This window comes from Chryseobacterium sp., from assembly GCF_008831505.1.
Taxonomy (GTDB): Bacteria; Bacteroidota; Bacteroidia; order Flavobacteriales; family Weeksellaceae; genus Marnyiella.
Window position 1 is genome coordinate 1,535,047 of record NZ_CP044507.1, and the last position, 12,443, is coordinate 1,547,489.

The 12,443-nt window shown below is 44.9% G+C and carries 16 protein-coding genes; 12 read left to right on the forward strand and 4 right to left on the reverse strand.

Annotated elements, in window-relative coordinates:
• The first annotated feature begins 127 nt into the window (after window positions 1-127).
• The gene (locus F7R58_RS07225) at window positions 128-337 is read left to right on the forward strand and encodes a PLDc N-terminal domain-containing protein (protein ID WP_158064261.1); all 210 of its coding nucleotides are present in this window, start codon (window positions 128-130) and stop codon (window positions 335-337) included.
• An 83-nt stretch (window positions 338-420) separates the two neighbouring features.
• On the opposite strand, the gene F7R58_RS07230 is transcribed toward F7R58_RS07225, so the two are convergent.
• Window positions 421-1,014 (reverse strand): DUF4142 domain-containing protein, encoded by a 594-nt coding sequence (locus tag F7R58_RS07230; protein WP_158064262.1) that lies wholly within the window; start codon window positions 1,012-1,014, stop codon window positions 421-423.
• A 198-nt stretch (window positions 1,015-1,212) separates the two neighbouring features.
• Between F7R58_RS07230 and F7R58_RS07235 the strand changes: the two genes are divergently transcribed.
• The 9 genes from F7R58_RS07235 (at window position 1,213) to F7R58_RS07275 (ending at window position 6,761) form a co-directional block, all read left to right on the forward strand.
• A complete protein-coding gene (locus F7R58_RS07235; protein WP_158064263.1) occupies window positions 1,213-1,545 on the forward strand; it encodes an ArsR/SmtB family transcription factor in 333 nt (110 codons plus the stop codon).
• 28 nt (window positions 1,546-1,573) lie between these two features.
• Window positions 1,574-2,038, forward strand: coding sequence for a DUF6428 family protein (locus F7R58_RS07240; protein WP_158064264.1), 465 nt, complete (start codon window positions 1,574-1,576; stop codon window positions 2,036-2,038).
• 52 nt (window positions 2,039-2,090) lie between these two features.
• On the forward strand, window positions 2,091-2,729 hold the full coding sequence (locus F7R58_RS07245) for a low molecular weight phosphatase family protein (RefSeq protein ID WP_158064265.1): 639 nt from the start codon (window positions 2,091-2,093) through the stop codon (window positions 2,727-2,729).
• A complete protein-coding gene (gene arsB, locus F7R58_RS07250; RefSeq protein ID WP_158064266.1) occupies window positions 2,716-3,780 on the forward strand; it encodes an ACR3 family arsenite efflux transporter in 1,065 nt (354 codons plus the stop codon). The genes F7R58_RS07245 and arsB overlap by 14 nt, the downstream gene beginning before the upstream one ends.
• 82 nt (window positions 3,781-3,862) lie before the next feature.
• Complete coding sequence (locus tag F7R58_RS07255; RefSeq protein WP_158064267.1) at window positions 3,863-4,486, forward strand: Crp/Fnr family transcriptional regulator; 624 nt, start codon at window positions 3,863-3,865, stop codon at window positions 4,484-4,486.
• Between the two features lie 58 nt (window positions 4,487-4,544).
• Window positions 4,545-5,342, forward strand: coding sequence for a sulfite exporter TauE/SafE family protein (locus F7R58_RS07260; protein ID WP_158064268.1), 798 nt, complete (start codon window positions 4,545-4,547; stop codon window positions 5,340-5,342).
• A 22-nt stretch (window positions 5,343-5,364) separates the two neighbouring features.
• Window positions 5,365-5,685, forward strand: coding sequence for a rhodanese-like domain-containing protein (locus F7R58_RS07265; protein WP_158064269.1), 321 nt, complete (start codon window positions 5,365-5,367; stop codon window positions 5,683-5,685).
• Entirely contained in the window at window positions 5,686-6,249 is a 564-nt protein-coding gene (locus F7R58_RS07270; RefSeq protein WP_158064270.1) for a YeeE/YedE family protein, read from the forward strand.
• Between the two features lie 11 nt (window positions 6,250-6,260).
• On the forward strand, window positions 6,261-6,761 hold the full coding sequence (locus F7R58_RS07275) for a DUF6691 family protein (RefSeq protein ID WP_158064271.1): 501 nt from the start codon (window positions 6,261-6,263) through the stop codon (window positions 6,759-6,761).
• Window positions 6,762-6,868: 107 nt separating this feature from the next.
• Here F7R58_RS07275 and F7R58_RS07280 read toward each other — a convergent pair whose 3' ends face one another.
• Together F7R58_RS07280 and F7R58_RS07285 are read right to left on the reverse strand one after the other, a co-directional pair.
• Window positions 6,869-9,004: a catalase gene (locus F7R58_RS07280; RefSeq protein WP_158064272.1), complete on the reverse strand. Its 2,136-nt coding sequence runs from the start codon at window positions 9,002-9,004 to the stop codon at window positions 6,869-6,871.
• Between the two features lie 24 nt (window positions 9,005-9,028).
• Entirely contained in the window at window positions 9,029-9,595 is a 567-nt protein-coding gene (locus F7R58_RS07285) for a ferritin-like domain-containing protein (protein WP_158064273.1), read from the reverse strand.
• 221 nt (window positions 9,596-9,816) lie between these two features.
• Between F7R58_RS07285 and F7R58_RS07290 the strand changes: the two genes are divergently transcribed.
• Window positions 9,817-10,329, forward strand: coding sequence for a YcxB family protein (locus F7R58_RS07290; RefSeq protein ID WP_158064274.1), 513 nt, complete (start codon window positions 9,817-9,819; stop codon window positions 10,327-10,329).
• Window positions 10,330-10,546: 217 nt separating this feature from the next.
• Here F7R58_RS07290 and F7R58_RS07295 read toward each other — a convergent pair whose 3' ends face one another.
• Entirely contained in the window at window positions 10,547-11,764 is a 1,218-nt protein-coding gene (locus tag F7R58_RS07295) for an aminotransferase class I/II-fold pyridoxal phosphate-dependent enzyme (RefSeq protein WP_158064275.1), read from the reverse strand.
• 150 nt (window positions 11,765-11,914) lie between these two features.
• Here F7R58_RS07295 and F7R58_RS07300 point away from each other — a divergent pair, with 150 nt between their 5' ends.
• Window positions 11,915-12,376: an Lrp/AsnC family transcriptional regulator gene (locus tag F7R58_RS07300; RefSeq protein WP_158064276.1), complete on the forward strand. Its 462-nt coding sequence runs from the start codon at window positions 11,915-11,917 to the stop codon at window positions 12,374-12,376.
• Window positions 12,377-12,443: the final 67 nt, after the last annotated feature.

A 12,443-nucleotide genomic window follows, 5' to 3' on the forward strand; every position in this document is an offset into this window, starting at 1 on the left:
TTTATCTAAGCCGCAGATTTCAGTTAAAATAATTAAAAATAGCAGACAGAATTTAGATTAATATCAATATTTAATCTTAAATTTGATACAGTACTGAACCCTTTGTGTAATAATAAAAACAGATGTGATGACTATTTCAGATTGGAGTACGGTTGTAATTTTCGGTTTACTGTTATTTATCTGGCTGTTGCCGTTCATTATCATCCTCTCATCAAACAGGACACATGGTAAGGAAAAACTTGCCTGGATTTTAGCGGTCATTTTTATCTCATGGTTTGCCTGGATCTTCTACCTGCTGCTTGCACCGGTCTCCAGACAAAGGACCCGTGTGGATTAAGTGACTTACCATGCTCAAACAATCCTGATAAAAAAAATCCCCGAAAGTATTTTCGGGAACCTGTGACCTGTAAAATAAAAGTCCTATTTTACTGCATCCATCGCAGCTTTTGATTCCTGAAGATGACGTTCCAGTGTTGGCAGCGTCTTTTCAGCAAAAGATTTGAGTGATGCATCACTGCCTCCTGAAATCTGCTGTTTGAATTTCTCAATCGATTGCGTGTGATGTTGGACCATCATGTCGGCATAGGAGCGGTCAAACTCAGCACCCGACTTTGCCTGCAGGTCATCATGCTGTTTCTTTTGATTATCATCAACCGCAGCAGGCAGAGTGAAGCCTGCACCCGTAGCCCATGATTTAAGTTCGTCACCGGCGGCGGTATGATCGCGCACCATCATATCGGCCAAAGCCTTAACCTTCGCATTCGTGGCCTTTCCAGCGGCCATATTTCCTAACATAACTTCCATCATACTTCCTTTTGCTGCATCGTTTGCAAATGTCCTGTCCTGTTCATTCATTTGCATACTTCCGGCCACCATTGCTGTATCCACCGTAACAGAATCTACAGGATAAGCCATATCCATACTGTCCGTGGACGTATCGGTTACAGTGGTTTCATTTTTTTTGCAGGCTGTTAAAGCCGCGACACAGAATAACGCTAAAACAGAATTCTTCATAATAAAATATTTTGTGGGATTAATGTTAGAGTGCTGATTTATAAGCACATCAACAATTCTGCCAAATAAAAAAGCAGTATATAGAGACAAATTTATCAGGTATAGACAGTAATTAATTGTAAACTTTTAAAAAAAAAGCCTGCAACTCATCCATTGTTTAAAATACATATCGTAATATTGCAATATTAAATATTGAAAATGGGAGTTACGAAAACGGAGCATTATACGGACGCACAAAATGAAACAGCCAACCTGCTTAAAGCCATTGCCCACCCCGCCAGAGTGGCAATCATTGAATTCCTGATCCAAACCAATTCCTGCATCTGCAACGATATCGTAGGCCATCTCCCTCTCTCGCAGGCCACGGTTTCGCAGCATTTAAGGGAATTAAAGAATGCCGGGATCATCCAGGGGACTGTGGAAGGTAAGGCGATTAACTATTGCATAAACAAAGAAGCGGTTCAGAAACTGGAACTCTATTTCAGCGGTATTTTTCGCGCAGCGGCCAAGCTGGAAAACCGTTGCTGTTAAAATTAACAACACTTTTAAACTAAATAAAATGAAACTTTCAGAAATCAAGGACATCCTAACAAACTTACAGGAACTGCATTTCGTACTGGAAAATGGCGAACAGGTTCCTGAACATTTCCATGTAACCGAAGTGGGCCAGATCAACAAGAGGTTCATTGACTGTGGCGGCGTTATACGCGACGAAAAGGCCATCAACTTCCAGCTTTGGTTTTCTACCGATAATGACCACCGCCTGGAGGCCGAGAAACTAAAAAAAATCATTGCCCTTTCCGAGGACCAGCTGGGCCTGGAAGATGCTGAAATTGAAGTTGAATACCAGCAGTCTACCATCGGTAAATTCGGTCTCGAGTTCAACGGAAGTGCCTTTGTTCTCACCAAGAAAACCACTGCCTGTCTGGCGCAGGATGCCTGTGGAGTGCCTCAGGAAAAACCTAGGGTAAAACTTTCCGATCTTCAATCCTCAAGCTGTGCTCCGGGATCCGGTTGCTGCTAGAGTTTCAGATCGCTGAAAACAGTATTAATCTGCTGATATTCTTAATAAAACCATGTTCAAAAAAATCAAGCTAAGCATTGAAGACATTGCCGTAATGCCCGTTTCCGAAGAGCGAAAGGAAATCCTGCAGCCTCTTGCTGAGTTTATAATGAAAAAAGCAGATGCGGGGGAAAGGATTAACCTGAACTTCATCTGTACCCACAATTCGCGAAGAAGTCATCTTTCCCAGATCTGGGCACAGGTGATGGCGGAACATTTTAGCCTTAAAAACGTATTCTGCTATTCCGGGGGAACCGAAGCCACTGCCATGTTTCCGAAAATAGCCGAGACCCTGCACACTCAGGGAATGGAAATCCAGAAACTCTCTGAAACTGATAATCCGGTATATGCTGTTAAATATTCAGAGAACGCCCATCCTGTGATTTGTTTTTCAAAAAGATATGATGATTCTTTTAATCCGGTTTCCGGTTTTGCCGCGGTGATGACCTGCTCGAACGCCGATGCAGGCTGCCCTTTCATAGCAGGTGCAGAAAAGCGCTTTGCCGTGAAATTTGATGATCCGAAATCCAGCGATGGCACCCATAAGATGGACCGTGTTTACTTTGAGCGAAGCCTGGAGATTGCGGCTGAAATGTATTTTGTTATGAATCTTGCGTCAGGCCCAAATCAGAATACCGATGGCAGCAAATAACTGCGCACCTCATGAAAGAAAAAAGCTTTCTTTCCTGGATAAAAACCTTACGCTCTGGATCTTCCTGGCCATGTTCCTGGGAGTGGCGATAGGATATCTTTTTCCTGATTCCTCTACCGTGATCAATACCTTTTCCTACGGTACTACAAATATTCCGCTGGCGATCGGTCTTATCCTCATGATGTATCCGCCCTTTACCAAAGTGCGGTACCGTGAGCTTCCGAAAGTCTTTAAAAACACGAAAATCCTGGGGATTTCCCTGCTGCTGAACTGGGTGATAGGTCCTGTTCTTATGTTTGCATTGGCCATCATTTTCCTGCACGATTATCCCGAATACATGATCGGATTAATTCTGATCGGCCTTGCCCGCTGCATCGCTATGGTAATGGTCTGGAACGAGCTGGCTGATGGTAACCGTGAATACGCCGCCGGCCTTGTAGCCATAAACAGTATTTTTCAGGTGGTTTTTTACAGTTTTTATGCCTATCTTTTCATTACAGTTTTGCCTCCGCTGTTCGGAATCACCGGCTCTGAAGTAGATATCACCATCGCTCAGATCGCCGAAAGTGTAGCAATTTATCTGGGTATTCCTTTCGCCCTGGGATTTCTGACCCGATATTTTCTGCTGAAAGCCAAAGGTGAGGAATGGTATAACGGTGTCTTCATTCCAAAGGTCTCTCCAGTTACTTTAATCGCGCTGTTGTTCACGATTGTTATCATGTTCAGCCTGAAAGGGGAAATGATCGTTCAGATTCCATTTGATGTGCTTCGCATCGCAGTGCCTCTGGTGATTTATTTTGCACTTATGTTTCTGCTGAGTTTCTTTGTGGGAAAAAAACTGGGCGCCGATTATTCCAGAAACGCAGCCGTTTCGTTCACCGCGGCGGGTAATAATTTTGAGCTGGCCATTGCCGTAGCCATTGGCGTTTACGGTATCAATTCCGGACAGGCATTTGCGGGTGTGATTGGCCCACTGGTCGAAGTTCCCGCATTAATTGCCCTGGTAAGCATCGCATTCTGGCTGAAAAAAAGGTGGTATAAAAACAGTTAGTTTCAGATGAACCCAATGCTTTTCCCGGAATTACGAAAAAGGAAGAATATCATAAGCTCCTGAAATTAGTTATCTTTGATGTATGCAATCACTGGAACAGATAACTGAACTTAAGAATTCCCCCGAACTAATTTCAAAACTGACACAGTACGGGGCAGTACGGCATTACAAAGCCGGCGAAATGATTCTGGACGAAAACTCACACATCCGCGCCATCCCGATTGTTATAAGCGGAACTCTGAAGGTGATGCGCACCGAAGAGGATGGCCGCGAAATTCTTCTTTACTATATCAAAGCGGGCGAAAGCTGCATTATGTCTTTCCTGGGCGGCCTGCACGACGAAACGAGTAAGGTACGTGCCGAGGTGGAGGAAGATGCAGAAATCCTTTTCCTCCCCGTGGAGAAGGTCTCGCTTTTCATCCGTGAATACCCGGAATGGCTGGACTATATTTTCAGGCTTTACCATAAACGATTCGAAGAACTGTTAGAGATCGTAAATGCCATCGCTTTCAGAAAAGTGGACGAGCGCTTATTGGATCTTCTTCAGAAAAAGAAACTGGTTTCGGGCAGCAACACCCTACAGGTCACTCATGAACAGCTGGCCAATGAATTGGGAACCGCACGTGTAGTGGTCTCCAGACTGCTCAAACAGCTGGAAGAAAGGGGCCAGCTGCAGCTGGGCCGGAACAGAATCACGCTATTGTAACCTAAGTAGCGGTGTGCGTTTCTCCTTTGATGCAATTTTGCAGCATCAAAAAATCATCATGGAAATACTGGGTTACGCAGCATCACTTCTTATCGGAATTTCATTAGGGCTTATCGGCGGAGGAGGCAGTATACTTACCGTACCGGTACTTGTCTATCTCTTCCGTGTGGATGCAGCCCTGGCTACTTTTTATTCCCTCTTTGTGGTAGGGATCACCAGTCTGGTGGGTTCGGTTTCATTTTTCCGGAAAGGCCAGATTGATCTCCGCACCGCAGTGATCTTCGGAATTCCCTCTGTCGTTACGGTGTACCTTACCCGGCTATATATTTTTCCCGCCGTACCGGACACAATCATCTCCGCCGGCAACTGGGTACTCAGTAAGGATATGTTCCTGATGGTCACTTTTGCCGTCTTAATGGTAGCAGCATCCTACAGCATGATAAAAAAATGTCGTGGCGCCAACTGTGACGAGGAGAAGACGATCACCAAAAAAACCTTACCTGTTCTGCTCTATGGTGCCGCTACAGGACTGATTACTGGCATGCTGGGTGCCGGTGGCGGCTTCATCATCATTCCAGCACTGGTTACGCTGCTGGGGCTGGACATCCGAAAAGCCATTGGCACTTCCCTTTTTATCATCGCCGTCAATTCGCTAATTGGATTCAGCGTCTCAATCACACAATTCAGCATAGAATGGGCCTTCATCATTAAAATCGCCTTACTGGCCGTAGCCGGACTTTTTGCGGGCATGTATATTTCGGCCAGAACTGACGGCAAAAAATTAAAACCTGCCTTTGGTTATTTTGTCCTGGTGATGGGCGTCTATATTCTCCTTAAAGAAATCTCAAACTTTTAACTAAAAAATAAATAATTAAGATATGTTCAATTTACTAAAAAACCTTTTTTCAGCACCGGATCAGACGGAGCTTTTGGAAATCATGAAAAACAAGCCTTTCCTTGTGGATGTACGGTCGCGCGAAGAATTTCAGGGCGGCTCTGTGCAGGGTGCAGTAAACATCCCGTTGAGTTCTGTTTCCCGGGATTTAAAGCGATTTGCCGGAAAGAATAACATCGTGGTATTTTGCCGCAGTGGCAATCGCAGCAGCCAGGCTAAAATGATCCTGGAACAGGCGGGCATTTCCAATGTCTATAATGGCGGCAGCCTTCAAAATGTTCAAAACACCTTAAACAAAATTTAAATGACGGAATTATTATCATCCCCCTGGCCCTGGTATGTAGCCGGACCGCTTATTGGACTTACAGTGCCTGCACTGCTTATACTGGGAAATAAATCATTCGGAATTTCCTCTTCATTGCGGCACATCTGTGCCTCCTGTATGCCGGCAGGCATCCCGTTCTTTAAATACAACTGGCAGAAGGAAATATGGAATCTGGTTTTTGTACTGGGTATCCTTATCGGCGGGATTATCTCGGTTACGTTATGGTCCAGCTCTCAGCCAGTGAATGTGCATCCGGATTTGGCTCAGGAACTCGCAGGTTACGGCATTACGGATTTCAGCAATCTGGTACCGCTTGAACTGATGAACTGGGAATCGCTGTTCACAGTCCGTGGTCTGATAATGATGGTGGGCGGCGGCCTTCTGGTAGGTTTCGGAACGCGTTACGCAGGCGGTTGCACCAGTGGGCATTCCATTATGGGTATTGCTAACCTTCAGTTGCCAAGCCTGATCGCTACCATATTCTTTATGATTGGTGGTTTCATTATGGCCAACTTCATTTTACCTCTCATTTTATCACTTTAAATTAAATGAAAATGCAAAAACCAACAGACAATAGTGCCGACCTGGAAGTGCGGTCGCTGGACACAATGTGCGTGAATGAAAGTGCCCTGGAACACCGCTGGTACCACAACCTAAAGTATTTGCTTGTAGGAATTTTCTTCGGCATTGTTTTTATTAAAGCTGAAGTGATCAGCTGGTTCCGTATTCAGGAGATGTTCAGGCTGCAGTCCTTCCATATGTACGGCATCATAGGCTCGGCGATACTTGTCGCCATGGCTTCAATATTTCTGATTAAGAAATTCAGGGTAAAAACCGTTTATGGTGAGGAAATCATATTTCACGATAAGAAATTCAATAAAGGACAGATTTATGGAGGATTGATTTTCGGATTTGGCTGGGCCCTTACCGGCGCCTGTCCCGGACCGCTCTTTGCGCAGATAGGCACCGGCGCTACTGCTGTCGCAGTAACCCTTTTAAGTGCCATTGCGGGAACATGGATTTACGGATATTTCCGCGATAAACTGCCGCATTAATCGGATTGCCGCAGATAAGAAAATCCGGGCACCATCTATTTTTACATTCAGTCAAAAAAATCCGCCTCACCTTACAGTGAGACGGATTTTTTTCATCAGTTTTCTTATCAAACCGGCAACGGATTCATCTCGCGGTCCCAGAATCTGTGTAGAATAATGTCACTCACAAATTCGTCCAGGTTTCCGTCTGTAACAATACCGTCTTCAGGATCATTAAGTCCGGGAATTGCCTTTTTAAGTAATTCGGCGCCGTTATCATCTGCGCCGATAGGCTTGCAGTGTTTATAGGCCTCAGCTACAAAATGAACCGCACCGGCATGCTCCATCAGGGTTTTCACACTGTCGCCACCTGCCACATAAACCGCATCAAATAAAACAGAATCTGCAGTAAGCAAACTGTCGTCAACAGGGTATTCATCACCTTTTTTAGTAGTTACAAAACCATGTCGTGGTGCAATTACGTGCACTACTGCACCCAATTCACATAGAACTTTCTGTGTTTTTGTAAATGCCTCATCGTTCACTCCGTTGGCGGTAAGCAAAGCGATGCGGCGTGCTTTTATATTAGTAGGAAGTTTATTGGCCATACTTACAGACGGTGCTTCTGAAATAGGAAGTTCCACTTCAATTGAGTGATAGTCCGCGGGGTTCCCATCAGCAGGAATAGCACCTGTAATAGGCTGTGGGAGTCTGCTGGGCACAAGTCCCAGATGCTCACCTACTTTCTTTGCCAGCTCCTCATCAATCTCAAGCAACATGTCTACCATACGCTGTCTGATTGCTACAACCTGTACCTTGCCAAGTTCAAATGAAAATGCGTTCTGGATATGCCGCTTTTCATGCATTGTCATACTGTTATAAAACAGCTTTGGCTGACTGAAATGATCGAAGAAACTCTTGCTTCTTCTACGAATTTTTCCGGCGTCAATGCGTTCTTCAAAAGAAGTAAAGCCGCCTTCTTTCATCATGGCCTGGAAGGGACACCCTTGCGCGAGTGTGTTCGGATTGTAAGAAACCCGTCCTTTTGGAATTTGCATACGGTGTATACCATCCCGCTGGTTATTGGTAACGTCCGGAATGGAGCGGTTAATCGGGATTTCATGGAAATTGGGTCCGCCAAGACGTGAAAGCTGGGTATCTGTGTATGAGAAAAGTCTGCCCTGAAGCAGAGGATCATTGGTAAAATCGATACCGGGCACAATATGACCGGGATGGAAGGCGATCTGTTCAGTTTCGGCGAAGAAATTGTCAGGATTCCTGTTCAGGGTCATCTTGCCAATAATTTCCACTGGAACAAGTTCTTCCGGAATCAGTTTTGTGGGATCCAACAGGTCAAACGGGAATTTATGCTCGTCTTCCTGCTTAACAATCTGTACACCCAATTCCCATTCAGGATAATGACCGTTGTCAATCGTTTCCCATAAGTCACGGCGGTGAAAATCGGTATCCTTACCCGCCAGCCTTTGCGCTTCGTCCCAGGCCAGGCCGAGGACGCCTTGAAGGGGCTTCCAGTGAAACTTAACAAAATGTGACTCACCTTCTTCGTTGATAAACCTGAAAGTGTGGATTCCGAATCCTTCCATAGACCGTAAAGTTCTTGGTATCCCGCGGTCACTCATTTTCCAGATCACGTTGTGCATGGTTTCCGGCATCAGGGAGACAAAATCCCAAAATGTGTCATGTGCAGAGGCCGCCTGTGGAATCTCGTTATGAGGCTCCGGCTTTACAGCATGCACCAAATCCGGAAACTTCATGGCATCCTGGATGAAAAATACCGGCATATTATTACCTACGAGGTCATAATTACCTTCCTGTGTGTAGAATTTCACTGCAAAACCGCGTACATCCCGTGGTAAGTCAGTAGACCCCCTGCTTCCCTGCACGGTAGAGAACCTTGCAAAAACCGGAGTTTTAACGGTGGTATCATTCAGGAATTTGGCCCTCGTATACTTGGCCATAGATTTATAGAGCTGGAATTCACCATGAGCCCCGGAACCTCTGGCATGTACAATTCTTTCCGGAATCCTTTCATGGTCAAAATGAGTCATCTTCTCACGGAAGATAAAGTCCTCCAGCAGGGAGGGACCTCGCTCACCCGCTTTCAGGGTATTCTGGTCGTCGTTGATCTTTACGCCATGGTCAGTGGTCATAAATTCGCCTTTGTCATCTACTGTATATTTACCCAACTGTTCGAGCTTGGGATTCGCACCATTCTCAAATGGTTCCTGTTCGTTCGCTTTCATAAGATCTGTAATTGGTTTTTATGGTTATACGGCGTTCAGGTCTTTGGACTGATGTTTACCTGCTGCAGCCTGCGAGTTGAGGTTGGTATCAGCAATTGATGACAGAAGGCAGTCGGATTTTTTCTCTTCGCCCAGGGTACGAAGAAGCAGATCCAGTGCAGGCCTTTCATTTAGTACTTTTGCATAGGCGCATAGTGTACCATAGCTGGCAATCTCGTAATGTTCCACTTTTTGTGAACTGCCTATAATTGCGGCATCGCGTACAGGACCCTCAGCAGCGCTAGCCACTGTTTCACGTCCTTCTTCCAGAATTCCCTCAATAGCCGGGCATTTCTTACCTTCGGCTTTCATATCCATTGAGGAAAACACTTCCTCCAGACGTGCAACCTGCTGCTGGGTCTGTAAAAGATGATCCTTGATGGCAGTTTTGAGTTTGTGGTTAGATGCTTTCTCATACATTTCCGGAAGTGCTTTTACAAGAGCATTTTCAGCATAATAGATGTCCTTCAGACCATCTGTGAAAAGATCGCGCAGCTGCATGGCATCAGCCTTCGCAGTCTCGTGTTCTGACTTTGTTTTTTTCTTGTCCATTGATTTAATATTTAGTTAATGTTGGTGTTCAGTTTATACGGAGCATCAGCCGGATTTCAGCAGAAAAGTCGCGTGCCCCAACCGCATCAATTATTAAACCAAAAAAACATCCCGAAAATCCTGCAAAACAATGTCATCATATCGATACCGGCAGGATCCAAATAACTGATTTTCTGCGGAACAATACTTGCAATAGGCAGGTGGACCACCATAAATTGAGCATGAAACTTAAAACCAACGTAACATTTAAGCAGTATCTGCAGCTGATGTTTAAACTCACCTATCAGAAAATCATGTTTCGCATTCTGGTGGGTATTGCCGCGCTTCTCTTTCTCTGGATTATCTTTTATCAGCTCGATCTCTTCGGACTCCCGCAGCCCATCATCTATCAGTATATCACGCTGGGTCTTATTGGATTGGTGCAGCCTGCTATCGTTTTCAGCACGGTGCACCGCAATTACTACTCCAGCAATCAGCTTAGGAAAACACTGGAAATGGAACTTACCGAAGACCGTATTAAAATACACGGCGAAACATTCTATATGGAAATCCTGTGGAAGCAGATTCACCGCTTCAGTGAACTTACCAGATGGTTTATGATCTATCAGAATAATCTTTCAGCCATTATCATCCCCAAAAGAAGTCTTACAACCGACCAGATCCATGAACTACGGATTGTTTTGGCTGAGGCTGAGGAAAACTGTACAAAATACCGCAGGGAAGTCGGGGTTTAACCTTAGAAGAAGACCTTGAAACGATTATAAGTTGACAATTTAGATAAAACGGGAAGTTCACGCTAACTAAGAATATTGCAAAAACTACCAAAAAAGTTTTACCATTTTACTGTATGGTTGATGTATTATATACCTGTCAATACAGAAAGGCTGTCCCACGGTTTTGAGGACAGCCTTTTCTTTGTACTTTATCGTGTTGCGCCGGGCGCGATAGGTATTAACTGTTTACGGCCTGCAGTACGCCGGTCTTCTCCATGCACCCGCGCATCTTCATATAAGTACGCTCAATATCCTGATCCAAACCAATGGAAAAACGGATAAGCCCCGGCGACAGCCCCATTTCTTTCTGCTCATCAGTAGGGATTTCGGACGAAGTTGATGTGCCCGAAGCACAGAAAAGCGTTTTGTAAAAGCCCAGACTTACGGCCAGATAGCCTATATTTTCCGCCTGCATAGCCTCCATCAGCTCATTGGCCTTCTCCACTGTTTCTACATCCAGAGCAATCAGTCCTCCGTAACCGAATTCATCATTCATCATTTCCGAAAACAGTGAATGCTGCGGATGACTTTCAAGACCCGGATATTTTACTTTTAGGCCGTCCTCCTGCCATCTTTCCGCCAGGTACTGTGCATTCTCACTGTGTTTTTTCATCCTTAAATGGAGGGTGCGCAGGTTTTTCAGGATACTTGCGGCACGCAGGCTGTCCATGGTGGGTCCCAAAAGCATGCAGGCACCACTGTTTACATCCTTCAGACTGTTGATGAAATCGGTGGTACCACAAATCACTCCACCTACGGCGTCGCTGCTGCCGTTGATGAATTTGGTAAGACTGTGAATGGTCACATCGGCTCCTAACCTTGTCGGAGAGACCATCAGTGGCGAAAAGGTATTATCTACCACCAGCTGTAAATTATGCTTTTTGGCAAGCTTAGAAAGTGCGGCGAGGTCGGCAACTTCAAGAAGAGGGTTGCTTACCGTTTCACAGTAAATCATACGTGTGTTTTCGGTTATAGCAGCCTCTACGGCGGCCAGGTCAGTGATATTCACAAAGGAACTACCGATCTTCAAACCGGGCAGAAAATTTTTCATAAAGGCATAGGTTCCACCGTAAATAGTTCGGCTGGAAACAATATGATCGCCCGACTTACAGATCTGAAGCAGAACTGAAGTGATGGCACCCATTCCCGAAGCAGTCACATTGGCACTTTCCGTTCCCTCCATCTGAGCCAGGGCTTCAGACAGATAAAGATTGCTGGGCGAGGTATGCCGTGAGTATAGATAATATCCTTCGGTCTGACCTTCAAAGGTGTCGGACATTGCTTTGGCGGTTAGGAAGGTGTAGGTGGAACTGTCGGAAATCGAAGGGTTTACACCACCAAATTCTCCAAAAAACTGCAGGTCCTGAATTTTGTTTGCTGCACTGAATTCTTTCATATCTTTTTATTTTCCATAAAAGTGCCGATAATCCGCCAAATAAACAATCAATGCGCTTTAATTCAGAAAATAACCACAACATACGGGCGTCTTATAAATTTTTATTCTATTTTTGAAAAAGATAGAGTAACAAATCCAAATTATTTTCTGATGAATCTGGATGTAAAGGACCGGCAACTCCTGAATTTACTGCAGGAAAATTCCAAAAGAACCACAAAAAGTCTGGCAGCCGAACTGAATCTGTCCGTCACTGCTGTTTTTGAGCGTATTAAAAAACTGGAAAAACAGCAGGTCATTGGCAGTTATGTGGCCATGGTAAACCGCCAGAAGGTAGACCGTGATTTTTTGGTCATCTGCCACGTAAAACTCATTCAGCACAGTAAGGAGTACATCACCCAGTTTGAGCGTGAAATTTGCCGGTTTCCGGAGGTGTTGGAATGTTTTCATGTAAGCGGCGATTACGACTACATCCTCAAAATCATAGTGAAAGACATTGCAGAATACCGAGATTTTATGGTGACCAAATTAACCAACCTGCAGCATATTGCCAGTACACAGAGCGCATTCATGATCAAGGAAGTGAAAAGCACCACAATTGTAGGCCTGGAATAAGGTATGCCTTCCTGTGCATTTCATAGTGCCTACCCAATATGAAATCTTATTTTTGCAGGCTTAAATA

Coding starts and splice junctions, on each gene's coding strand:
- F7R58_RS07290 (WP_158064274.1), top strand. CDS start 9,817: ATGAAACTTAAAACCAACGTAACATTTAAGCAGTATCTGCAGCTGATG.
- F7R58_RS07260 (WP_158064268.1), top strand. CDS start 4,545: ATGGAAATACTGGGTTACGCAGCATCACTTCTTATCGGAATTTCATTA.
- F7R58_RS07280 (WP_158064272.1), bottom strand. CDS start 9,004: ATGAAAGCGAACGAACAGGAACCATTTGAGAATGGTGCGAATCCCAAG.
- F7R58_RS07270 (WP_158064270.1), top strand. CDS start 5,686: ATGACGGAATTATTATCATCCCCCTGGCCCTGGTATGTAGCCGGACCG.
- F7R58_RS07255 (WP_158064267.1), top strand. CDS start 3,863: ATGCAATCACTGGAACAGATAACTGAACTTAAGAATTCCCCCGAACTA.
- F7R58_RS07275 (WP_158064271.1), top strand. CDS start 6,261: ATGCAAAAACCAACAGACAATAGTGCCGACCTGGAAGTGCGGTCGCTG.
- F7R58_RS07265 (WP_158064269.1), top strand. CDS start 5,365: ATGTTCAATTTACTAAAAAACCTTTTTTCAGCACCGGATCAGACGGAG.
- F7R58_RS07295 (WP_158064275.1), bottom strand. CDS start 11,764: ATGAAAGAATTCAGTGCAGCAAACAAAATTCAGGACCTGCAGTTTTTT.
- F7R58_RS07300 (WP_158064276.1), top strand. CDS start 11,915: ATGAATCTGGATGTAAAGGACCGGCAACTCCTGAATTTACTGCAGGAA.
- F7R58_RS07225 (WP_158064261.1), top strand. CDS start 128: ATGACTATTTCAGATTGGAGTACGGTTGTAATTTTCGGTTTACTGTTA.
- F7R58_RS07285 (WP_158064273.1), bottom strand. CDS start 9,595: ATGGACAAGAAAAAAACAAAGTCAGAACACGAGACTGCGAAGGCTGAT.
- F7R58_RS07230 (WP_158064262.1), bottom strand. CDS start 1,014: ATGAAGAATTCTGTTTTAGCGTTATTCTGTGTCGCGGCTTTAACAGCC.
- F7R58_RS07235 (WP_158064263.1), top strand. CDS start 1,213: ATGGGAGTTACGAAAACGGAGCATTATACGGACGCACAAAATGAAACA.
- F7R58_RS07240 (WP_158064264.1), top strand. CDS start 1,574: ATGAAACTTTCAGAAATCAAGGACATCCTAACAAACTTACAGGAACTG.
- F7R58_RS07245 (WP_158064265.1), top strand. CDS start 2,091: ATGTTCAAAAAAATCAAGCTAAGCATTGAAGACATTGCCGTAATGCCC.
- arsB (WP_158064266.1), top strand. CDS start 2,716: ATGGCAGCAAATAACTGCGCACCTCATGAAAGAAAAAAGCTTTCTTTC.